Raw genomic sequence first — 23,011 nt, forward strand, 5'->3', positions numbered from 1 at the left:
CCCCACCCCGACTTTTATTTCCACCCCCTACCCCCGTTGGGGGGGGGGGCCCGACCCCCCCCCCCCCCCACCACCGCCTTGTCCGCATACGTTCGTCCCGCTGCGAGCCGCCGGGTCAACGGCGGCTCCCCAAACGGGAGATCGGGGGTGCGCGCGTGCGCATCGGACTGCTTACGGAGGGTGGCTATCCGTATGTGAGCGGTGACGCCAGGCTCTGGTGCGACCGGCTCGTGCGCGGGCTCGGGCAGCACGAGTTCGACATCTACGCGCTCAGTCGCAGCGAGCGGCAGGAGGACGAGGGCTGGATCCCGCTGCCGCCGCAGGTCAGCCGCGTCCGCACGGCCCCGCTGTGGATGGCGGAGGAGGACGGCGCGACGTACGGCCGTGCGGCGCGCAGGCGATTCGCCGAGCACTACGGCGAGTTGGCCGCCGTGCTCTGCGCGGGCCCCTCCGAGGACCCGTCGACCGCCGAGGCGGACCGTTTCGGCAGCGCGCTGTACGGGCTCGCCGAACTCGCCCGCGACGAGGGCGGGCTGGTCGCGGCGCTCCGCTCCGAGACCGCCGTGCGCGCCCTGGAGCGCGCCTGTCGTGCGCCGGGCGCCCTCCGTGCCGCCCGCGAGGCCCGCGTCCCCGATCTGCTCGCCGTGGCCGCGCACCTCGAACGCGCCCTGCGCCCCCTGTCCCTGGACTGGTACGAGGACGACGGACTCGGCTCCGTCGACCTGTGCCACGCCGCGTCCGGTGGCCCCGCGGCCCTCACCGGACTGCTCGTCCGGCACTTCGCCGGCGTCCCGCTGCTGGTGACCGAGTACGGCGTCCAGCTGCGCACCCACTTCCTGTCGGCCCCGGACACCGCGCCCCCCGTGCGCTCCCTGGCCGGTGCCTTCCAGGGCCGTCTCGCCGCGGAGATCTACCGCCGGGCCGCCCTCGTCACGCCCGGCAACGCGCACGCCCGCCGCTGGCAGGAACGCTGCGGCGCCGACCGCGACCGGATCCGCACGGTCTATCCGGGCATGGACGCCGCCCAGTTCGCCGAGGTCGGCGAGTCGGCGGAGTGCGTCGACCCGGACACGCTGGTCTGGGTCGGCCGGGTGGAACCCGCCAAGGACCTGGTCTCCCTGCTGCACGCCTTCGCGGAGGTCCGCAAGGAGGAGCCGAAGACCCGTCTGCGGATCATCGGTGCGCCGGTCGGTGCGGCGGCCGGTGCGTCAGGAGGTGCCTCGGGCGGTGCTCCAGGCAGTGCCTCGGGCGGTGTTTCGGCCGGTGGCTCAGGCGGTGCCTCGGCCGGTGCCGAGGGCGCGTCCTACCTCGGCCACTGCCGGATGCTCGCGGCCCAGCTCTTCCCGGACGAGGCGGACGGCCTGCACGCCGTCGGCTCCAACCCGGTCTCCTTCGAGGAGATCGGCGGCCCCGAGGCCCCGAGCGTCGCCGACGCCTACGCGGCGGGCGCGGTGACCGTCCTGTCGAGCGTCGTCGAGGGCTTCCCCATCAGCCTCGTCGAGGCCATGTTCTGCGGGCGCGCGACCGTCTCCACCGACGTCGGCGCGGTCGTCGAGGTCATCGGCGGCACCGGACTCGTGGTACCGCCGCGCAACCCCAAGGCGCTCGCCGAGGCGTGCCTCGCGCTGCTGCGCGACCCCGAGCGCCGCGAACGCCTGGGCGCCGCCGCGCGGGCCCGGGCGCTGGAGCTGTTCACCGTCGAGCAGAACATCGCGGCATTTCACGGCATTTACCTGGAGATCGTCTCGCACCACCCGGTCCGCCGTGTCGTCCTCGACGGCGCCACCGGGGAACCGCTGCCCTTCGCCGCCCCCGCCGAGGCCCATGTGCCCGGCCGCTGGACCGGCCCCGGGGCGCGGCTCGTGGCCAGGGGCGGCCCCGGCTGGGCCGCCGGAGCCCCGGTCCGCGCCAACTCCCCGCATCCGGCGACGGAGGGAGCACGATGAGCGAGCTCGGCGAACTGGACCGCCCTGGTACACCGTCAAGTCCCGGCGCGTGGGACCCGCGGTCGCGGGAGTGGCTGAAGGGGGAGGGGGAGGACGCCGTCGGGCCGGATGCCGTCGGGCCGGACGCGTCCGGCGGTGACGGGGCTTTCGGCGGTGACGGGGCCTTCGGCGGTGACGAGACTGTAGGTGTTGACGAGGCTGTAGTCGTTGACGGTGCTGTAGGTGTTGACGGGGTCGGCGGTGATGCAGGCGCCGTCGGCGGTGAGTCCGGCGCGCGTCGCGAGGAGGCCTCGGACGGCCAGGTGGCGGATGGCGCGACCGACGTGGCCGACGTGGCCGACGTGGCCGGGGAGGCCGCAGTGGCCGCCGGCGGGGGCGTCGGGAGCGGCGGACGCGGTGCGGGCGGCGTGGGCGGTGAGGGCGGCGACGGCGGTCCTGTCGGGCGGCGCCGGAGCGCCCCGTCCCGGCGCCGCGCCGATGCGGACCCGGTCAAGGCACTGATGCACCGTCACCGCGACCTGTGCGAACGGGCCGTGGACCCCCTGGAGATCGCGGCAGGCCTGGAGGCCCACGGCGTCACCGACCGCACCGCGGCCCGCTTCCGCCACCGCGACGTCTTCTCCCTCGCCGAGGAGATGTACGCGCGCGTGTCCCGCGACGCGGAGTCCCCGACGGCCCCCGACGACCTCCCGGCCCCCCGGATCCGCGCCGACTGGGTGCTGCTCACACTGCTGCCGGGCGCGCTGTGCGGCGCGACGCTGGCCGGGCTCGGGCTCACCCACGGCCGGGTGCGGCTGTTCGCGGCCGTCGTCGGCGGCCTCGCCGTGGCGCTGGCCCTGCGCGCGGCCCTCGCCCGGGGCCCGCTGCACGCCATGCACCCCACCCCGCCGCACACCCGCACGGTCACCTTCTGGCTCCTCGCCTGGGCCGCGCTCGGTGACGGACTCCTGCGGGGCGCCGTCAGCGGGGGCCCGGACGGCCTGCCCACCGGCGCGCCCGGCGGTGACTGGCCCACGGCGGTCGCGCCCCTCCTGGCGCTCACCCTGGCCTGCGCGCCCGCCGCCTGGTCCGCGCACCTCTTCGCGACCCGGGCCCGCCGCCGGCTCACGGGCAGCAGGGGCCTGGAGGACTTCGCGGACGCCGTACGGCCCCTGCTCGTCGGCGGCTTCGCCCTGTTCGCCGCCGCTCTGACCGCCGTCCTCGCGGTGACCGCCGCGGTGCTCGACGCCCCGGCCGCCTACGCCCAGACGGTGACCCTCGGTGCCCTCCTGTTCCTCGCCCGCCTGCTCACCGTCCACGGCTACACCCGCGCGCCCGCCCTCGTCCTCACGGTGACGGTCGCGGTGCAGGCGACGGCCCTGGCGAGCGTGTTCGCGTCCCGCCTGCCCGGCTGCGACGTCCTGGGCGCCCCGGTCACGGCGGCCGTGACGTCCTGGGGCGCGGGCAGCGTGCCCGCCCTGGTCTGCGGCGGCGGTGCCACGGTCCTCCTGCTCCACGCGACCCGCAGGCTCACCCGCGCCTCGGCCCACGCCCCCACGGACCACCCGTGGTGAGGCCGCGGAAGCGGCAGCCGCACCCCACCCCCGCGACGCGGCTCCACCCCCCACTTCCCTTCACCCGCACTCCCCGCCCCACCACCGGCGGAACCCCTCCTAAGGAGAGCACCACATGATCACCTCCCGACCCCACCCCGAGGCCCCGGGAGCAGCACGATGAGGGTCCTGCTGATCGGAGCCAACGGCTACCTGGGCCGCTTCGTGGCCGACCGTCTGCTCGCCGACCCGGCCGTCCAGCTCACCGCGCTGGGCCGCGGCGACGACGCCGACGTCCGCTTCGACCTCGCGTCCGGCAGCCCCGGCGCGCTCACCCGCTTCCTCGACGCGGTCCACCCCGGCGTCGTCGTCAACTGCGCCGGAGCCACCCGCGGCGGCGCCCGCGAGCTCACCCGCCACAACACCGTCGCCGTCGCCACGGTCTGCGAGGCGCTGCGCCGCAGCGGCTGCGGCGCCCGGCTGGTGCAGATCGGCTGCGGCGCCGAGTACGGCCCCAGCCAGCCCGGCTCCTCCACCGCCGAGGACGCCGTGCCCCGCCCCGGCGGCCCGTACGGGGTCAGCAAGCTCGCCGCCACCGAACTCGTCCTCGGATCCGGCCTCGACGCGGTCGTGCTGCGGGTCTTCTCGCCCGCCGGACCCGGCACGCCCGCCGGTTCGCCGCTCGGCCGCCTCGCCGAGGCCATGCGCCGTGCCATGCAGTCCGGCGACGGTGAGCTGAAGCTCGCCGGGCTCGGCGTCCAGCGCGACTTCATCGACGTCCGTGACGTGGCCCGCGCGGTGCACGCCGCCTCGCTGTCCGCCGCGCAGGGCGTCATCAACATCGGCTCGGGCCGGGCCGTGCGGCTGCGGGACGCCGCCGCCGTCCTCGCCCGGGTCGCCGGGTACGGCGGCGCCCTCCACGAACTCGACGGACCCCCGGGACCGCCCCTGCGGGCCACCATCGGACACCCCCGCTCCGCCGAGTCCGACCACGCGGCCCCGGTCGCGTACCCGTACCCGGACGGCTGCGGCAGCTGGCAGCAGGCCGATGTCCGCACCGCGCGCGACCGGCTCGGCTGGCGGCCCCGCATCAACCTCGAAGAGTCCCTGGCCGACATCTGGATGGAGGCGGCGTGCCGCATCTGACCAGCGCCCAGGGCGCCGCCGCCACCGGTCTGCGCACCGGCCTCGGTGTCCCGGGCTTCGCCCACCCCCTCGTCGCCCCTGCCGAGTGGGCCGAACTGACCCGGCCGGGCGCGCCCGTCGACTGGGTCGTCCTGAACGTCGCCGACGGCCCCGGCGCCCGTCCCGACACGCACTGCCTGGAGGCGGCCGGGCGGCTGCGCAACGCGGGCGTCCGCGTCCTCGGCCACCTCGACACCCTCCACGGTGCCCGCGCCTTCGGCGACCTGGTCTCCGACGCGCAGCGCTATCTCGACTGGTACCGGGTCGACGGCTTCCTCCTCGACCGCTGCCCCGCCGAACGCTCCGCGCTCCCCGAGATCCGCCGCACGGTCACCACGCTCCGCGCGATGCGCGACGGCGCCCATGTCGTCCTCGGCCACGGCACCCACCCCTACCCGGGCTACGCCGAGAACGCGGACCAGCTCGTCACCTTCGACGGACCGTGGAGCGACTACCGCTGGTCGCAGGTGGCCGAGTGGACCGCCGACTACCCGCCGGACCGCTTCTGCCACTTCGTGCACGGCGTTCCCGGACCGCATCTCGACGAGGCGCTGCGCATCGCCCGCTGGCAGGGCGCCGCCACCATCTGGTTCACCGACCGCACCGACCGCACCGACCGCGGCGGACTCGGCGACCCCTGGGAGACCATGCCCGGCTACTGGGACACCCTTGTCTCGCGGATCGGGACGGGTGTCTCGGAATGAAAAAGGGCGTGGCACTGTTACGGAGAGAACAACCGTAATGACTGACCGACCAACGGAGTCCCCGTGTCGCTGCCACCCCTGGTCGAGCCCGCCGCCGAGCTCACCGTAGACGAGGTCCGCAGGTACTCCCGCCACCTGATCATCCCCGACGTCGGGATGGACGGGCAGAAGCGGCTGAAGAACGCCAAGGTGCTCTGTGTGGGCGCCGGCGGCCTGGGCTCGCCGGCGCTGATGTACCTGGCCGCCGCGGGCGTGGGCACGCTCGGCATCGTGGAGTTCGACGAGGTCGACGAGTCGAATCTGCAGCGTCAGATCATCCACAGCCAGGCCGACATCGGCCGCTCCAAGGCCGAGTCCGCCCGTGACTCCGTCCTCGGCATCAACCCGTACGTGAACGTGGTCCTGCACGAAGAGCGGCTCGAAGCCGAGAACGTGATGGACATCTTCAGCCAGTACGACCTGATCGTCGACGGCACGGACAACTTCGCGACCCGCTACCTCGTCAACGACGCGGCCGTGCTGCTGAACAAGCCGTACGTGTGGGGCTCCATCTACCGCTTCGACGGCCAGGCCTCGGTCTTCTGGTCCGAGCACGGCCCCTGCTACCGCTGCCTCTACCCCGAGCCCCCGCCGCCGGGCATGGTCCCCTCCTGCGCCGAGGGCGGCGTCCTGGGCGTGCTGTGCGCGTCCATCGGCTCCATCCAGGTCAACGAGGCCATCAAGCTCCTCGCGGGCATCGGCGACCCCCTCGTCGGCCGCCTGATGATCTACGACGCCCTGGAGATGCAGTACCGCCAGGTCAAGGTCCGCAAGGACCCGAACTGCGCGGTCTGCGGCGAGAACCCCACCGTCACCGAGCTCATCGACTACGAGGCCTTCTGCGGCGTCGTCTCCGAGGAGGCCCAGGAGGCCGCCGCCGGCTCGACGATCACTCCCAAGCAGCTCAAGGAGTGGATCGACGACGGCGAGAACATCGAGATCATCGACGTCCGCGAGATCAACGAGTACGAGATCGTCTCCATCCCGGGCGCCAAGCTGATCCCGAAGAACGAGTTCCTCATGGGCACCGCCCTGGAGGGCCTGCCCCAGGACAAGAAGATCGTCCTGCACTGCAAGACCGGTGTCCGCAGTGCGGAGGTCCTCGCGGTCCTGAAGTCCGCGGGCTTCTCCGACGCCGTGCACGTCGGCGGCGGCGTGATCGGCTGGGTCAACCAGATCGAGCCCGACAAGCCGGTCTACTGACCGCACCCGCTCCGGCCGGCGGGGGGGGGGGGCCCCCCCCGGGGGGGGGGCCCCCCCCCCCCCGCCGCCGTCATGAGCAGACCTTGCCGTCCCTCGGCACCGTGCCCTTGAGCAGATACGCGTTCACCGTCGAGTCGACGCAGTCGCTCCCGCTGCCGTACGCGCCGTGCCCCTCGCCCTTCCAGGTCAGCACCACTCCGACGCCCTGGCCCAGTTCGTCGGCCATCTTCCGCGCGCCCTCGTACGGCGTCGCCGGGTCGCCCGTGTTGCCGACGACGAGGATCGGCGCCGCGCCGGCCGCGCTGACCTCGGGGGTGTCCCACTGCCCGGCCACCGGCCAGTCGTGGCACCAGCCGGCCGTGTCCCAGCCCAGGAACGGTCCGAAGACCGGCGAGAGCTTCTCGAACTCGGGCAGCAGCTTCTTCGTCTCCTCCGCGGTCGGCCGGGACTTGTCGTCCAGGCACGATATGACCCGCTGGGAGTGGGTCGTCGTGCCGTAGTGGCCCGAGGTGTCCCGCTCGTTGTAGCCGTCGGCCAGGCTCAGCAGCTCCGAGCCGTCACCCTGCTCGGCCGCCTCCAGCGCGCTGGTCAGGGTCGGCCAACTGGCCTTGCTGTACAGGGGGAGCACGATGCCGGTGACCGCGAGCGTCTGGGTCAGCTTCCGGGAGGACCCGGTGGGCAGCGGGTCCGCGTCGAGGTCCGCGAGGAGGTCGGCGATCTTCCGGGTGCCCGTCTCGGGGTCCTGGCCGGTCGACTTCAGATAGTCGTCGAGCGCGCGCTGGAAGCCCCGGGTCTGGTTCTCCGCGTGCCCGACGGTGTCGGCGGTCGGGTCGACGACCGCGTCGAGGATCAGCCGCCCCACCTTCTCGGGGAACAGGTGGGCGTAGACCCCGCCGAGTTCGGTGCCGTACGAGATGCCGAAGTAGTGCATCTTCGCGTCACCCAGCACCTGGCGCATCAGGTCCATGTCGCGGGCCGTGTCCGTGGTCGACACATGGGCCAACAGCGTCCCGGCCGCCCGCTCGCAGCCCTCGCCGAAGTCCTTGGCGTCCTCGAAGTACGCCTGCTCCTCGGCGGGGGTGTCCGGGGTGGCGTCGATCGACTCGGCGGCCTGGATCCGCCGGTCGTCGCGGCAGCGCACGCCCTCACTGGCGGCCACCCCGCGCGGGTCCCAGCTCACCAGGTCGTACCGCTCGCGCAGCGGGGCCACCGTCGCCCCGTACAGCGGCATCATGGAGACGCCCGAGCCGCCCGGGCCGCCGAAGTTGAACAGCAGCGAGCCGAGCCGGGTGTCCGAACCCCCGCGTGCCTCGGCGCGGATCAGCGCGAGGCCGATCGTCCGGCCCTCGGGCTTCGCCCAGTCCAGCGGCACCTTGAGCGTCGCGCACCGCCAGTCGCTGCTCGGCGCGGGCGAGTCGGACGTGCCCTTGCAGGCCTTCCAGTCGAGCTTCTGCGCGGTCAGCGAGGACGGCAGCGCCGCGACGGTCCCGGAGCCGGAGGGGGAGGCCGACGAGGGAGCCGCCCCGCTCGCCCTGTCGTCGTCGCTCCCCTCGTCAGACGAACCGCTGCACGCCCCCACCAGCAGTGCCGCGGCGGCGGCCAGGGCCGTCCACCGTACGAAACGCGTCATCGCACTTCCCCCCTCGCGGGCCGTCCGCATCGTGCGGCGGATGGCGGTCATGCCATGGTAGGCGGACCGGGCGACGACGGCCGAGACCTGTGGATAACCTTCTGACCTGCAATTTCTTTGATGGGCGGCGGGCCTGATCCGCCTGTGGGCGAGGGGACTTCAGGAACACACGGTTCCCGCCGCCGGCACCTTGCCGTTCAGCAGATAGCCGTTCACCGCGCTCTGCACGCACTTGTTCTTGCTGTCGTACGCGCCGTGCCCCTGCCCCTTGTACGTCAGCTCGACCCCGACCCCCGCGCCCAGCGCCTCGACCATCTTCCCGGCGCCCTCGTACGGCGTCGCCGGGTCGCCCGTGTTGCCGATGACGACGATGGGGGCCGAGCCCTTCGCGCTCACGTCGGGATGCGCGCCCGCGCCCGCCACCGCCCAGTCCGTGCAACTGAGCATGCCCCAGGCGAGATAGTCCCCGAAGATCTCGGAGGCCTCCCGGAACTCGGGCAGCTTCTCCTCGACGTAGGCCTCGGTGTACCGGGGCTTGTCGTCGGCGCAGTTGATGGCGATGTTCGCCGCGGCGAGGTTGCTGTACTGGCCGTCGTCGTTGCGGCCGTTCATGGAGTCGGCGAGCAGCATCAGGGTCTGGCCGTTCCCGTCGTACGCCTCCTCCAGGCCCTGGGTCAGATACGGCCAGAAGTCCTTGGAGTACAGGGACTGGGCGATGCCGCTGGTCGCCGCGGTCTGGGTCAGCCGGCGGGTGCCGAGGCCGGGGAGCGGTCGGCTGTCCAGGCTCTTCAGGAGTGCGGCGATGCGGTCCTTCACGTCGTCCGCGGTGTCGCCGATGGAGCAGTCCTCGACCTGGGAGGTGCAGTCCTTCGCGAAGTTGTCGAGGGCGAGCTGGAAGCCCTTGGTCTGTCCCAGGGAGCCCTGCTCGGAGGTCTCGGTCGGGTCGACGACGGCGTCGAACACCGCCCGGCCCACCTTCTTCGGGAACAAGTGGGCGTAGACCCCGCCGAGTTCGGTGCCGTACGAGATGCCGAAGTAGTGCAGCCGGTCGTCGCCCAGGACCTGGCGCATCAGGTCCATGTCGCGGGCCGCGTCGGTGGTGCGGACGTGCGGCAGCACCTTCTTGGAGTTGTCCTCGCAGGCCGCGTTGAACTCCTTGGTGTTGCTCAGCAGCGCGGCCCGCTCGCCCGCGTCGTCCGGCGTCGCGTCCTGCTGGAAGTAGGCGTCGAGCTGAAGGTCGGTCAGGCACTGCACGGGGGCGCTGCGGCCGACGCCGCGCGGGTCGAAGCTCACCAGGTCGTAGCGGGTGCGCAGCTTCGCGTAGTCCGAGCCGAAGGCGGGCAGGGTGGTGACGCCCGAGCCGCCGGGGCCGCCGAAGTTGAAGATCAGCGAGCCGATGCGCTGGTCCTCGTCGCCGCTCGTCCGCGCCCGGATCAGCGCCAGGTCGATCGTGTCGCCCTTGGGCTCCGCCCAGTCCAGAGGGGCCTTCAGGGTCGCGCACTGCCATGCGTCGCCGTTCGGCAGGGGTGACGGGGCGTCACCGCCGCCCTCCGCCGCGGACGGGGCCGGGCAGTCCTTCCAGCTCAGCTTCTGGGCCGTCACGTCCTGGTCCTCGGAGCCGTCTCCGCACCCGGAGAGCAGGGCGGAGAGCAGCACGGCGGAGGTGGTCAGGGCAGCGGCGCGCAGGCGGGGAGGGTTCGGCATGATCCCATCCTGCGGTGGGGCACGCCCGCCCGCTCGGGGCACGGGCCGTACGAGGTACGCGCGCGTGCCCGTCGCCACCGGGACGCCCTCGCGAGGGAGGGCCACCGCCGCGGGCCTCGCGTGTGATCCGTGCGGCTACAGGGCGCCCTTGCGGGACAGGTGGTTGAAGAACAGCCAGCCCGGCAGCACCGGCAGCCACAGGGTCAGCAGCCGGTACAGCAGCACGGACGGCGCGGCGACCTCGCTGGGCAGGCCCACCGCGATCAGACCGACCGTCAAAGTCGCCTCCACGGCGCCGACACCGCCCGGCGTCGGCGCCGCCGAACCGAGCGCGTTGCCCGCGAGGAAGACGACGGCCACGCTGGCGATGCTGATCGAGGTGCCCTCGGTGCCGAAGGCGCGGATCGAGGCGTCCAGGCACATCACGAAGCAGGCGGTCAGCAGCAGCATGCCGCCGATGCCGGTCAGGAGCTTCTGGGGCCGCTGGAGCACGTCCAGCATGCGCGGCACGACGCCCGCGAACAGCGAGCGCACGCGCGTGACGACGAACTTGCGCAGGAACGGCACCGACGTCACCACGAGCACCAGCACCGCGACCGTCAGCAGACCCGCGATGACCGTCCGGGACGGCGACAGCGACGGGGTCTTCTCGGTGCCGGTGAGATAGCCGAAGGACAGCAGCATCAGGATGTGGCAGCCCAGGCCGAACAGCTGCGAGGCGCCCACGCTGGCCACCGCGAGCCCGGGGCGCACCCCCGAGCGCTGGAGGAAGCGCGTGTTGAGGGCGACGCCGCCGACCGCCGCCGGGGCGACGATCTTCACGAAGGACCCGGCTACCTGCGCCGCCACCGTCCGCACGAACGGCACCCGCTCGGGCACGAAGCCCAGCAGCGCCATGGCCGCCGCCACATAGCTCAGCGCCGAGAACAGCACGGCCGCCGCGACCCAGCCCCACTCGGCGTTCTTGATGAGCGGCCCGAACTCGATGTGGGTGAGCTGGGTCAGCAGGAAGTACGCGCCGATGGCCCCGGCGATGAGACTGATCAGCGTGCGCGGGCGCACCCGCTCCAGGCGGGCCGGTTCGACGGGCGCCTGCGGCCGGATCAGCAGCACCTCGTGGCGGATCAGCGTGAGCAGATCCTCCTCGCGCGCTTCCTCGATGGCCTCGTCGATGGCCCGCTTCTCGGCCCGCGCCTCCGCCCGTACGGCCTTCTTGTCGGGCTTCTCGAGCACGGGGGGCGTCGCGGCGTCCGCGCTCTCCTCCAGGCGGGCCTGTTTGGCCTGCTTGGACGCTTCGAGGACCGCGTCGCGCTCGCGCTGGGCGCGTTCCCGGGCGAGCCGGCGCAGCGTCGCGCGCGTGGAGCGGCTGAGCGCGATCGGCTGGAGCATCGGCAGACAGTCGGCCACCGCGTCGGGCCCGAGGACGTCCACCGCCGCCCGCACCGCGCGCTCGGCGCCCACCCGCAGACCCTGGGTGGCCAGCAGCTGGGAGATGTCCATGCGCAGCAGCAGATCACCGGCCGCGATCTCGCCGACCCGCAGATCGGTGAGGATCACCTTGCCGGAACGATCCACCAGAATCGCGTCACCCACCAGCCTGCGGTGCGCGATCCGCCGGGACTGGAGCGCCCGCACCTGGTGCCAGGTGTCGCGCAGCAGTTCGTCGGTGATGTCCTCGTCCGGCAGCGAGTCCAGGGTGCGGCCACCGGTGTGCTCGTAGACGAGCATCACGGCGTCGGGACCGAGCTCGGAGGTCGCGATCAGCTTGGGCGCGTTGGCACCGGCGGCGATCGCCGCGTAGGCGAGCAGCGCCTCCTGCTCCAGGGCCTGGCGCAGCGACTGCAGACTGCTGCGGGTCGCGAAGCCGCGCAGCGTCAGGTTGCGCCACGCACGGTAGAAGAACCCCTGCGCCTGCTGTTCGCGGTCCACGACCGTCACGTCCAGCGGCGGACCGTCCTCCAGCGTCACGAAGTAGCGCCGCCCCCGGTCGCCCGTCTCCACCGTGTCCTGCTGCTCCTCGCGGGCCGCGCTGACCGGGTGGAAGCCGACGTGCCGCAGGCCCGCCATGAGCGTGCGCCCGGTGGGCCGGACATTGGGCGAGCCGACCGCGTACAGCGTGCCGTAGGCGACCGTCCAGCCGATCAGCACCGTCAGGATGATCGAGAACGGTGTCGTGTAGCCGGACACCAGCATCGAGAACGCGTCCAGGAGCAGCACCGTCCACAGCACCGCGCGCCAGCGCGGCCGGCGGGACATGCCGACGGCCGTCATGTACGCGATGACCGGCGCGAGATAGCCGTGCACCGGGTCGGTGAGGGCGTGGATGTCGCCGGGGGAGGGCTGGGTCAGCGCCTCCTGGATCGAGCCGGGGGCGGCCTTGGCGACCCACAGGTCGGTGGCCAGCGTCACACCGTGCGCGAGGACCGCCGCGAGCACGCCGTCGGCGATGCGCAGCCCGTCCCGCTTGATCAGCCGCTCGATCGCGAAGGCGACGGGCACCAGCAGGATCGCGATGCTGGACGCCAGCCCCGCGATCTTGATGAGCAGGTCGGGTGCCTGCCCGGTGCCCTTGTTGATGTCCTGTTCGAGACCGGAGGTGGTGCCGTGCGCGAACGCGGCGATCGCCAGCAGCACGGCGACGGCCAGTACGCCGACCAGCAGCCGCATGAGGTCCGAGGGGCGGTGCACGCGCGCGGGGAGCAGCGGCTCGTCGCCCTCGACCTCGTCGCTGTGGGTGTCGTCGTGGAAATCCGCGCTGGTCACGGCCTTCTCGTCGGTGTCCTCGGAGTCCGGGCGCGACGAAGCGGCAGAGGTGCTTTCCGCGTCCTCAGGGTGCACGCCCTGTTGCTTCATCGTCTCTTCTTGATCTCGTATCACCGGTCACCGCCCGCACGATGGTGGCATGCCGCACCGACACACGGGGGCATCAGGGTGCAAACGCGGGGGCGCACAGTCTGCCCGAAGCGCCGCCCCGGAGCGAGGGATACGCACGGTCGCCAGCGCGTCACATTGTCGGTGGGGTGGGGCAGGATGGGACGGATGAGTGACGAGAGCCTGCCGCCGGACGCGCTGCCCGAGTACGCGGAGCGGGTCCTGGAGGTCGCCGAACTGATTCCGCCCGGGCGCGTCATGACGTACGGCGATGTCGCGGAGTGGCTGGAGCAGGGCGGCCCGCGGCAGGTCGGACGCGTGATGGCCCTCTACGGCGGTGCCGTCCCCTGGTGGCGTGTCGTCCGCTCGGACGGGGCGCTGCTCCCGGGCCACGAGCTGCGGGCCCTGGACCACTACCGCGAGGAGGGCACGCCGCTGCGGACCGCGAGCAGAGCCGCCGAGGGCCACCTGCCGCGCCTCGACATGAGACAGGCGCGATGGGACGGCGGCGAACGCGCGGAAGGTCACACCTGACAGCTTCCGCCATCGCACGGGCCCAGGGGGAGCCGGTGATCCGTACGGGGGAACCGGGGCACCGCCACCCGTCGGCGGCGTAGCGTCGCCTGTACGCGTCCCTCTCACCCCGCGATCCCCGCCCCGCACCCACGGCGGACGTTCCACCAGCACACCCACCAGGACCGGCGAACCACGTGAGTTCCTCTTTCTCCACCAGAAGCCTGACGCACCCCCCGGTGCGTCAGGGGAACCGTGGCGCTTACCGACTGGTCCGCACCCCGCCGGCCACCGCCGGCCCCCCTCTTCTGGACGCCGCTCAGCGCTCCGTGGTTGACCACGGGTCCGGGCCGCTGCTCGTCCTCGCAGGTCCGGGCACCGGCAAGACCACCACGCTCGTCGAGTCGGTGGCGGAGCGCGTCGCCCGCGGCGGCGACCCCGCGCGCGTGCTCGTGCTGACGTTCAGCCGCAAGGCCGCCGTCGAACTGCGCGACCGCATGGCACTGCGCATCGGCGCCGCCCGAGCGCCTCGGGCGACCACCTTCCACTCGTTCTGCTACGCCTTGGTCCGCGCCCACCAGGACAGCGACCTCTTCGTCGAGCCGCTGCGCCTGCTGTCCGGCCCCGAGCAGGACGTCGCCGTGCGTGAACTGCTGGCCGGCCAGCCCGACCTGGAACGCCTCGGCCTGGCGCACGTGAGCTGGCCCGACGAGCTGCGCGCCTGCCTGACCACGCGCGGGTTCGCCGACGAGGTCCGCGCGGTCCTCGCCCGCAGCCGCGAACTGGGCCTCGGTCCCGGCGCCCTGGACGCCTTCGCCCGCCGTATCGGCCGCCCCGACTGGCGGGCCGCCGCCGCGTTCCTCGCCGAGTACCTCGACGTCCTCGACCTCCAGGGCGTCCTCGACTACGCCGAACTCGTCCACCGCGCGGTGCTCCTCGCGAGTGGTCCCGAGACGGCCCTGCGGCTCGCCGCGCAGTACGACGCCGTGTACGTCGACGAGTACCAGGACACCGACCCGGCCCAGGTACGGCTCCTTCAGGCCCTCGCGGGCGGCGGACGCACCCTGGTCGCGTTCGGCGACCCCGACCAGTCGATCTACGCGTTCCGGGGCGCCGACGTCAACGGCATCCTCGACTTCCCCGACGCCTTCCCGCGCGTGGACGGCCGTCCCGCCCCCGTCGAGGTCCTGCGCACCTCCCGCCGCTCCGGCGCCGGCCTGCTCGCCGCGACCCGGCTGCTGACCCAGCGCATGCCGCTGACCCGGCTTCCCACGGAGAAGGTCCGCGCGCACCGCGAGCTCACGCCCGTGCGCGACGGCGGCGGCGTCGAGGTCTTCACGTACCCGACGCCGGGCACCGAACTGGACAACATCGCGGACATCCTGCGCCGGGCGCATCTGGAGGACGGGGTGCCCTGGGGCGAGATGGCCGTCCTGGTGCGCGCCGGGTCACGCATGATCCCGACGGTGCGGCGGGCGCTGACCTCGGCGGGCGTCCCCCTGGACATCGACGGCGACGACCTGGCCCTGCGGCACGAGCCGGCGGTGGCACCGCTGCTGACGGCGCTGCGGGCGGTGGCCGAGGCGGAGACGGCGGAAGCTGGGGAAGCCGCGGCAACGGGGGAGGCCGCGGAAGCCGCGGGCGCCACGCAGACCGCGGACGCCACGGAAGCCGAGGAGGTCACCGAGGCCGAGGATGTCACCGGGGCCGCTGAGGCCGGTTCCTGCTGGCTCGGCACCGAGACCGCCCTCACCCTCCTCACCTCGCCCCTCGCCGGGATGGACGCCGCCGACCTGCGCCGCCTGGGCCGGGCCCTGCGGGAGGAGGAGCGCGCCGCGGGCAACGCGTTCCCGCCGCCCTCCGACGAACTGCTCGCGCGGGCGCTCGCCGAACCCGAGCGGCTCGCCGTGCACGACCCCGGGTACGCGCGCGGCGCCCAGCGGCTCGGCGCGCTGCTGCGCCGGGCGAGGGAGCGGCTCGCGGGCGGCGGCAGCGCCGAGGAGGCCCTCTGGGACCTGTGGCAGGGCACGCCCTGGCCCTCGCGCCTGGAACGCTCCGCCCGGCGCGGCGGCGCCGCCGGCCGCAACGCCGACCGTGACCTGGACGCCGTGTGCGCGCTGTTCGCGACCGCCGCGCGCGCCGAGGAGCGCGGCGGCGGCCGGGGCGCGCTGAACTTCCTGGAAGAGGTCGACGCCGAGGACATCGCCGCCGACACCCTCGCCCGCCGGGCCGTCCGCCCCGACGCCGTCCGCCTGATGACCGCGCACCGCGCCAAGGGGCTCCAGTGGCGCCTGGTCGTCGTCGCGGGCGTCCAGGAGGGCCTGTGGCCGGACCTGCGCCGCCGCGGTTCCCTCCTGGAGGCCGACCGCATCGGCCGCGACGGTCTCGCCGAACCGCTCACCCCGGGCGCCCTGCTCGCCGAGGAGCGCCGCCTGTTCTACGTCGCCGCCACACGCGCGCGTGAGCGGCTCGTCGTCACCGCGGTGAAGGCGCCGGCCGACGACGGCGACCAGCCCTCCCGGTTCCTGACCGAGCTGGGCGTCGAACCGAAGGACGTCACCGGCCGTCCCCGCCGCCCCCTGTCGGTGGCCGCGCTCGTCGCCGAACTGCGGGCCACGACGGTCGACCCGCGCGTGTCGGAGCGGCTCAGGGAGGCCGCCGCCCGCCGGCTCGCCCGGCTGGCCGCGCTCGCCGACGAGGAGGGCCGCCCGCTCGTGCCGTCCGCCCACCCCTACCGCTGGTGGGGCATGTTCGAGCCGACCGAGTCCAAGGTGCCGCTGCGCGACCGCGACGAGCCCGTAGTGCTCTCCGGGAGCGCCCTCGACCAGCTCGCCAACACCTGCGCCCTGCAATGGTTCCTGGGCCGCGAGGTGAAGGCCGACGCGCCCGCCACGGCCGCCCAGGGCTTCGGCAACGTCGTGCACGTCCTCGCCGACGAGGTCGCCTCCGGGCACACCCCGGCCGACCTCGCCGTCCTCATGGAGCGCCTGGACTCCGTGTGGAACGCGCTCGCCTTCGACGCGCCCTGGAAGTCGGCGCAGGAGAAGGAGAACGCGCGCGTGGCGCTCGAACGCTTTCTGAAGTGGCATGTCGACACCAGTGGTGCCCGCACCGGACGCACCCCGGTCGCCAGCGAGCACGACTTCGACGTCACCCTCGCGGCGGGCGACTACGAGGTGCGCATCCGCGGCCAGATGGACCGCGTCGAGGCCGACGGCGACGGCCGCGCGTACGTCGTCGACTTCAAGACCGGCAAGCAGGCCCCCAGCGCCCGTGAGGTGGAACACCACCCGCAGCTCGCCGTCTACCAGCTCGCCGTCCGTGAGGGCGCCGTCGACGACGCCTTCGGCGGGGCGCGGCCCGAACCGGGCGGCGCCGAACTCGTCCAGCTGCGGCAGGGCGCCGCCCAGCGCGACGGCGGCGAGACGCTGCCCAAGGTGCAGGCCCAGGAGCCGCTGGACGGCGAGTGGGTCGGCGACCTGCTCGCGACGGCCGCCGGGAAGGTCCTCGACGAGCGGTTCGCGCCCAGGACCGGGCAGCACTGCACGCACTGCTCGTTCCGGGCCTCGTGCAGCGCCCGGCCCGAGGGGCGCCAGGTGGTGGAGTGAGCGCACCGCTGTGACGCGTCGCACCACATGAGCTGACCTGCGCTTCTTCCGGATCGGGGGGCGACCGGAGGGCGATTCGTCCTCGACTGTCGGTGCCCGCCGCTAGCCTCTGCCTCATGCCCGCCCGTATCACCGATCCCGACCAGCTCAAGGAGCTCCTCGGCATCCCGTTCACCCCGGAGCAGACGGCCTGCATCACCGCGCCGCCCGCCCCGCAGGTGATCGTGGCCGGAGCCGGGTCGGGCAAGACGACGGTGATGGCGGCCCGCGTGGTCTGGCTCGTCGGCACCGGCCAGGTCGCCCCCGAACAGGTCCTCGGCCTGACCTTCACCAACAAGGCCGCCGGCGAACTCGCCGAACGCGTCCGCAAGGCGCTGGTCAGGGCGGGCGTCACCGACCCCGACGTCATCGACCCGGACAACCCGCCGGGCGAACCCGTGATCTCGACGTACCACTCCTTCGCGGGCCGCCTGCTGACCGACCACGGGCTGCGCCTCGGCCTGGAGCCCACCTCGCGGCTCCTCGCCGACGCCACCCGCTACCAGCTCGCCGCGCGCGTGCTGCGCGAGGCCCCCGGCCCCTACCCGTCGCTGACCCGCTCCTTCCCCGACCTGGTCGGGGACCTGCTCACCCTCGACGCCGAGCTGTCCGAACACCTCGTCCGGCCGGAACGGCTGCGCGCGTACGACGCCGGGCTGCTGCTCTCCCTCCAGAGCGCCAAGCTCACCAACGCCGACCTGCGCAAGGTGCCCGAGGCGGCGGCCTCCCGGCGGGAACTGGCCGAACTGGTCGGCCGCTACCGGGCCGCCAAACGCGCGCGCGACCTGCTCGACTTCGGTGACCAGATCGCCCTGTCCGCCGAACTCGCCCAGATCCCCGAGGTGGGGCGCGTCCTGCGGGACGAGTTCCGGGTCGTCCTGCTCGACGAGTACCAGGACACCTCCGTCGCCCAGCGCATCCTGCTCGCGGGCCTGTTCGGCGACGGCACCGGACACCCCGTGACCGCCGTCGGCGACCCCTGCCAGGCCATCTACGGCTGGCGCGGCGCCTCCGTCGCCAACCTCGACGACTTCCCCGAGCACTTCGCCCACGCCGACGGCCGCCCCGCCACCCGCCAGGCACTCAGCGAGAACCGGCGCAGCGGCGGCCTGCTCCTCGACCTCGCCAACGGCCTCGCCGAGCCCCTGCGCGCCATGCACGCGGGCGTGGAGGCGCTCCGCCCGGCCCCGGGAGCCGAACGCGACGGCATGGTCCGCTGCGCCCTGCTGTCCACCCACGCCGAGGAGATCGGCTGGATCGCCGACTCCATCGCCCATCTCGTGCACACCGGCAAGGCACCGGGCGAGATCGCCGTCCTGTGCCGTACGGCCACCGACTTCGCCGAGATCCAGGGCGCGCTGGTCGCCCGGGACGTCCCCGTCGAGGTCGTCGGCCTGTCCGGGCTGCTGCACCTGCCCGAGGTCGCCGACCTCGTCGCCGTCTGCGAGGTCCTCCAGGACCCCGGCGCCAACGCCGCCCTGGTCCGTCTCCTCACCGGCCCCCGCTGGCGCATCGGCCCGCGCGACCTCGCGCTGCTGGGCCGCCGCGCCCGGCGGCTCGTGGCGCACGCGCGCGTGGACGCCGGTGACGACCGCGACCGGCGGCTCGCGGTCGCCGTCGAGGGGGTCGACCCGGCCGAGGTGATATCGCTCGCGGACGCCCTCGACACCTTCGTCCTCGACACGTTCACCGGGGCGGCGGACGGCGACGACGACGGGCTGCCGTTCTCGCCGGACGCGCGCGTGCGGTTCGCCCGGCTCGCCACCGAGCTGCGCGAACTGCGGCGCTCGCTCGCCGACCCGCTCATGGACGTCCTGCACCGCGTGCTCGCCGTCACCGGCCTCGAGGTCGAGCTGTCGGCGTCCCCGCACGCCCTGGCCGCCCGCCGCCGCGAGACCCTGTCCAACTTCCTCGACGTCGCCGCCTCCTTCGCGGCCGGTGACAACGAGGCGACCCTGCTGGCCTTCCTCGGCTTCCTGCGCACCGCCGCCCAGTACGAGAAGGGCCTCGACAACGCGCTCCCGGGCGGCGAGAACACCGTCAAGGTGCTCACCGCGCACCGGTCCAAAGGCCTGGAGTGGGACGTCGTCGCCGTTCCCGGCCTGGTCACCGGCACCTTCCCCAGCACCCAGGGCCGGGAGAAGTGGACCGCCCAGGGCAAGGTCCTGCCGCACGAACTGCGCGGCGACGCCGTCACCCTGCCGGACGTCGAGGCGTGGGACTCCCGGGGCCTGAAGGCCTTCCACGAGGCCATGAAGGACCATCAGCACACCGAGGAGCTCCGCCTCGGCTACGTCACCTTCACCCGCCCCCGCTCCCTCCTCCTCGGCTCCGGCCACTGGTGGGGCCCGGCCCAGAAGAAACCGCGCGGCCCCTCCGGCTTCCTCCAGGCGCTGTACGAGCACTGCGCGGCCGGACACGGCGAGATCGAGGCTTGGGCCGACGAGCCCGCCGAGGGCGAGGAGAACCCGGCGCTCCACCCGGCCGACGCCGACCACGCCTGGCCCCTGCCCCTGGACGGCACGGCGCTCAAGCGCCGCCGGGCCGCCGCCGAGACCGTCCTCGCCCACCTGGAGGCCCTCGCCTCCGACGCCGCCGACGACAGCCGCCCCGCCGCCTCGCACGACCCGGACGCCTACGACGACCCGGACTGGCCGCCGCCCCCGGAGGACGACTTCGACGGCGACTTCGACGACGGCTTCCCCGCTGAGATCCCGCAGGAGGACGCCGGCGACTGGGACGCCTGGACCGCGGACCGCCCGACCGTCCCCCACCAGGCGACGGCCCCCGCGGCTCCGCACTCCGCGACTCCGCACCCCGAGGAGCCCAGGCCCCGGGAGCCCCTCACCCCGGAGGAGGCCCGCACCCTCGCCTCCTGGGACCGCGACCTCGACGCCCTCACCGGCGAACTGCTCCGCGCGCGGGAGGCCGTCACCGATGTCCCCCTGCCCATGACCCTCAGCGCCTCGCAGGTGATGCGCCTGGCCGCCGACCCGGACGGGTTCGCCCAGGAACTCGCGCGCCCCATGCCGCGCCCCCCGCAGCCTGCCGCGCGCCGGGGCACGCGCTTCCACGCATGGGTGGAGGCCCGCTTCGAAGAGCTGACGCTGCCCATGCTGGAGCCCGACGACCTCCCCGGCGCCGACGCCGAGATCGCCGACGAACGCGACCTGGAAGCCCTCAAGGAGGCGTTCGAACGCACCGAGTACGCCCACCGCACCCCCCACAGCGTCGAGGCCCCGATCCAGCTCACCATCGCCGGACGCGTCGTACGGGGCCGCATCGACGCCGTCTACGAGCTGGAGGGCGGCGAGCACCCGTCGTACGAGATCGTCGACTGGAAGACCGGCCGCGACCGCAGCGCCGATCCGCTCCAGCTCGCCCTGTACCGGCTGGCCTGGGCCGAGCAGCAGGGGGTGCCCGTCGAGTCGGTCACGGCCGCGTTCGTGTACGTGCGCAGCGGCGAGGTCGAACGGCCGCGGGACCTGCCCGGGCGCAGAACGCTAGAGCGACTGTTGCTGGAGGAGCCCTCCGCGCCAGCAAACTGTGAGGAACCGCCCACCGAGGATGTCGGTGCGGGCCGATAGGCTCGTGACCATGAGCCATCCCGTTGACAGCGTCGTCAGCGCTGTCCGTCCGTACGTCGAGCAGCACCGCGCCGCCTTCCTCGGCGACCTCGCCGAATGGCTGCGCATCCCGTCCGTGTCGGCCCAGCCCGACCACGCGCCCGACGTACGCCGCAGCGCCGACTGGCTCGCCGCCAAACTCAAGGAGACCGGCTTCCCCACCAGCGAGGTCTGGGAGACGCCCGGCGCCCCCGCCGTCTTCGCCGAGTGGCCCTCGGACGACCCCGAGGCGCCCACCGTCCTCGTCTACGGCCACCACGACGTGCAGCCCGCCGCCCTGGAGGACGGCTGGGACAGCGAGCCCTTCGAGCCCGTCGTCCGCGACGGCCGCCTCTACGCGCGCGGCGCCGCCGACGACAAGGGACAGGTGTTCTTCCACACACTCGGCGTCCGCGCCCACCTCGCCGCCACCGGCCGCACCGCGCCCGCCGTCCACCTCAAGCTGCTGATCGAGGGCGAGGAGGAGTCGGGCTCCCCGCACTTCCGGGCCCTGGTGGAGGAGCGCGCGCAGCGGCTCGCCGCCGACGCCGTGATCGTCTCCGACACCGGCATGTGGGCCGAGGACACCCCCACCGTCTGCACCGGCATGCGCGGCCTCGCCGAGTGCGAGATCCAGTTGCACGGACCCGACCAGGACATCCACTCCGGCTCCTTCGGCGGCGCCGTGCCCAACCCGGCGACCGCCGTCGCCCGCCTCGTCGCGGCCCTGCACGACGAGCACGCGCGCGTGGCCGTCCCCGGCTTCTACGACGGGATCGTCGAGCTCACCGACCGCGAGCGCGCGCTCTTCGCCGAGCTGCCGTTCGACGAGTCGCGCTGGCTGCGCACCGCCAAGTCCCACGCCGCCCACGGCGAGGCCGGACACACCACGCTGGAGCGGATCTGGGCCCGCCCGACCGCCGAGGTCAACGGCATCGGCGGCGGCTACCAGGGCCCCGGCAGCAAGACGATCATCCCGTCCTCCGCGATGGTGAAGCTGTCCTTCCGGCTCGTCGCCGGCCAGGACCCCGACCACGTCGAGAAGGCCGTCCGCGCGTGGGTCGCCGACCAGGTGCCCGCCGGGATCCGGGCCGAGATCACCTTCGGCGCCGCCACCCGCCCCTGTCTGACCCCGCTGGACCACCCGGCGCTCCGCTCCGTCGCGCACGCGATGGGACGGGCCTTCGGGAAACCCGTCCGCTTCACCCGCGAGGGCGGCTCGGGTCCCGCCGCCGACCTCCAGGAAGTACTGGGCGCGCCCGTGCTCTTCCTCGGCATCTCCGTCCCCTCCGACGGCTGGCACGCGCCGAACGAGAAGGTCGAACTGGACCTCCTCCTCAAGGGCGTCGAGACCACCGCCTACCTGTGGGGCGATCTCGCCGAGCAGTGGCGGCACGCGCCGTGACCCTCCCGCACCCCATGTCCTGTCGAACCACCCGCCGAAACAATCCGTTCCACCGGGGGAGTTGGAAGCACCCGTGACCACCTGGACCGACCACACCGCCGACCGACCCATCTCGCTCACCGCCCCCAGCGGCATCGACCGGGCCGCCCACCACCGGCTCGACGAGGCCTGGCTCGCGGCGGCCTGGAGCCACCCCACCACGCGCTGCTTCGTGGTCTCCGGCGGTCAGGTCCTCATCGACGAGACGCCCGAGGGGCGTACCGAACTCGTCATGACGCCGGCCTTCGAGGCGCCCCTCACCGAGGCCCACCGCTACTTCCTCGGCATCGACGAGGACGGCGTGCGCTACTTCGCCCTCCAGAAGGACGCCCTGCCCGGCCGGATCGACCAGTCCGCCCGCCCCGCCGGCCTGCGCGAGGCCGGACTGCTGCTGTCCGCGCGCGAGGCCGGACTGATGGTGCACGCGGTCGGCCTGGAGAACTGGCAGCGCACCCACCGCTTCTGCTCCCGCTGCGGCGAGCGCACCGTCATCGCCGCCGCCGGGCACATCCGGCGCTGCCAGGCGTGCGGCGCCGAGCACTATCCGCGCACCGACCCCGCCGTGATCATGGCCGTCACGGACGAGGAGGACCGCATCCTGCTCGGCCGCCAGGTGCACTGGCCCGAGGGACGCTTCTCCACGCTCGCCGGTTTCGTCGAGCCCGGTGAGTCCATCGAGCAGGCGGTGCGCCGCGAGGTCTTCGAGGAGGCCGGGGTCACCGTCGGCCCCGTCGAGTACGTCGCCAGCCAGCCCTGGCCGTTCCCGTCCAGCCTCATGCTCGGCTTCATGGCCCGCGCCACCACCACCGAGATCGACGTCGACGGCGACGAGATCCACGAGGCCCGCTGGTTCTCCCGCGACGAACTGGGCGCCGCCTTCGAGTCCGGCGAGGTCATGCCGCCCTACGGCATCTCCATCGCGGCCCGCCTGATCGAGCTCTGGTACGGCAAGCCGCTCCCGACCCGGAGCTTCGTCTGACCGCGGCGC

At 73.7% G+C, this 23,011-nt stretch carries 14 protein-coding genes; 10 read left to right on the forward strand and 4 right to left on the reverse strand.

Features of this window, described 5'->3' with window-relative positions:
* The first annotated feature begins 155 nt into the window (after positions 1-155).
* Positions 156-1,946, forward strand: a complete 1,791-nt coding sequence (locus ACIPSE_RS07320; protein ID WP_401658411.1) for a DUF3492 domain-containing protein — start codon at positions 156-158, stop codon at positions 1,944-1,946.
* 35 nt (positions 1,947-1,981) lie between these two features.
* Here ACIPSE_RS07320 and ACIPSE_RS07325 read toward each other — a convergent pair whose 3' ends face one another.
* On the reverse strand, positions 1,982-2,452 hold the full coding sequence (locus tag ACIPSE_RS07325; protein ID WP_401659804.1) for a hypothetical protein: 471 nt from the start codon (positions 2,450-2,452) through the stop codon (positions 1,982-1,984).
* Between ACIPSE_RS07325 and ACIPSE_RS07330 the strand changes: the two genes are divergently transcribed.
* The 4 genes from ACIPSE_RS07330 (at position 2,354) to moeZ (ending at position 6,609) form a co-directional block, all read left to right on the forward strand.
* Positions 2,354-3,499, forward strand: coding sequence for a hypothetical protein (locus ACIPSE_RS07330; protein WP_401659739.1), 1,146 nt, complete (start codon positions 2,354-2,356; stop codon positions 3,497-3,499). The two genes, ACIPSE_RS07325 and ACIPSE_RS07330, sit on opposite strands and share 99 nt — an antisense overlap.
* Positions 3,500-3,658: 159 nt before the next feature.
* The gene (locus ACIPSE_RS07335) at positions 3,659-4,624 is read left to right on the forward strand and encodes an NAD-dependent epimerase/dehydratase family protein (protein WP_401658413.1); all 966 of its coding nucleotides are present in this window, start codon (positions 3,659-3,661) and stop codon (positions 4,622-4,624) included.
* Positions 4,612-5,367, forward strand: a complete 756-nt coding sequence (locus tag ACIPSE_RS07340) for a spherulation-specific family 4 protein (protein WP_401658415.1) — start codon at positions 4,612-4,614, stop codon at positions 5,365-5,367. The genes ACIPSE_RS07335 and ACIPSE_RS07340 overlap by 13 nt, the downstream gene beginning before the upstream one ends.
* A 63-nt stretch (positions 5,368-5,430) precedes the next feature.
* Positions 5,431-6,609, forward strand: a complete 1,179-nt coding sequence (gene moeZ, locus ACIPSE_RS07345; protein ID WP_401658418.1) for an adenylyltransferase/sulfurtransferase MoeZ — start codon at positions 5,431-5,433, stop codon at positions 6,607-6,609.
* Positions 6,610-6,679: 70 nt separating this feature from the next.
* Here moeZ and ACIPSE_RS07350 read toward each other — a convergent pair whose 3' ends face one another.
* From ACIPSE_RS07350 to ACIPSE_RS07360, 3 genes are all read right to left on the reverse strand, one after another.
* Positions 6,680-8,239 (reverse strand): alpha/beta hydrolase, encoded by a 1,560-nt coding sequence (locus ACIPSE_RS07350; RefSeq protein ID WP_401658421.1) that lies wholly within the window; start codon positions 8,237-8,239, stop codon positions 6,680-6,682.
* 159 nt (positions 8,240-8,398) lie between these two features.
* Positions 8,399-9,943, reverse strand: a complete 1,545-nt coding sequence (locus ACIPSE_RS07355; RefSeq protein WP_401658423.1) for an alpha/beta hydrolase — start codon at positions 9,941-9,943, stop codon at positions 8,399-8,401.
* Positions 9,944-10,078: 135 nt separating this feature from the next.
* Positions 10,079-12,796, reverse strand: a complete 2,718-nt coding sequence (locus ACIPSE_RS07360; RefSeq protein WP_401658426.1) for a lysylphosphatidylglycerol synthase domain-containing protein — start codon at positions 12,794-12,796, stop codon at positions 10,079-10,081.
* Between the two features lie 186 nt (positions 12,797-12,982).
* Between ACIPSE_RS07360 and ACIPSE_RS07365 the strand changes: the two genes are divergently transcribed.
* The 5 genes from ACIPSE_RS07365 to nudC all read left to right on the forward strand — a co-directional run bounded on the left by ACIPSE_RS07365 (position 12,983) and on the right by nudC (position 23,002).
* Positions 12,983-13,348: an MGMT family protein gene (locus ACIPSE_RS07365; RefSeq protein WP_401658429.1), complete on the forward strand. Its 366-nt coding sequence runs from the start codon at positions 12,983-12,985 to the stop codon at positions 13,346-13,348.
* Positions 13,349-13,524: 176 nt separating this feature from the next.
* Positions 13,525-16,935 (forward strand): ATP-dependent helicase, encoded by a 3,411-nt coding sequence (locus tag ACIPSE_RS07370; RefSeq protein WP_401658431.1) that lies wholly within the window; start codon positions 13,525-13,527, stop codon positions 16,933-16,935.
* A 116-nt stretch (positions 16,936-17,051) separates the two neighbouring features.
* The gene (locus ACIPSE_RS07375) at positions 17,052-20,561 is read left to right on the forward strand and encodes an ATP-dependent helicase (protein ID WP_401658434.1); all 3,510 of its coding nucleotides are present in this window, start codon (positions 17,052-17,054) and stop codon (positions 20,559-20,561) included.
* Positions 20,562-20,571: 10 nt separating this feature from the next.
* Positions 20,572-21,984 (forward strand): dipeptidase, encoded by a 1,413-nt coding sequence (locus ACIPSE_RS07380; protein ID WP_401658437.1) that lies wholly within the window; start codon positions 20,572-20,574, stop codon positions 21,982-21,984.
* A 73-nt stretch (positions 21,985-22,057) separates the two neighbouring features.
* The gene (gene nudC, locus ACIPSE_RS07385) at positions 22,058-23,002 is read left to right on the forward strand and encodes an NAD(+) diphosphatase (protein ID WP_401658440.1); all 945 of its coding nucleotides are present in this window, start codon (positions 22,058-22,060) and stop codon (positions 23,000-23,002) included.
* The last annotated feature ends 9 nt before the right edge of the window (positions 23,003-23,011 follow it).

The sequence above is a fragment of the Streptomyces sp. NPDC090106 genome (genome assembly GCF_044747265.1).
Lineage (GTDB): Bacteria > Actinomycetota > Actinomycetes > Streptomycetales > Streptomycetaceae > Streptomyces.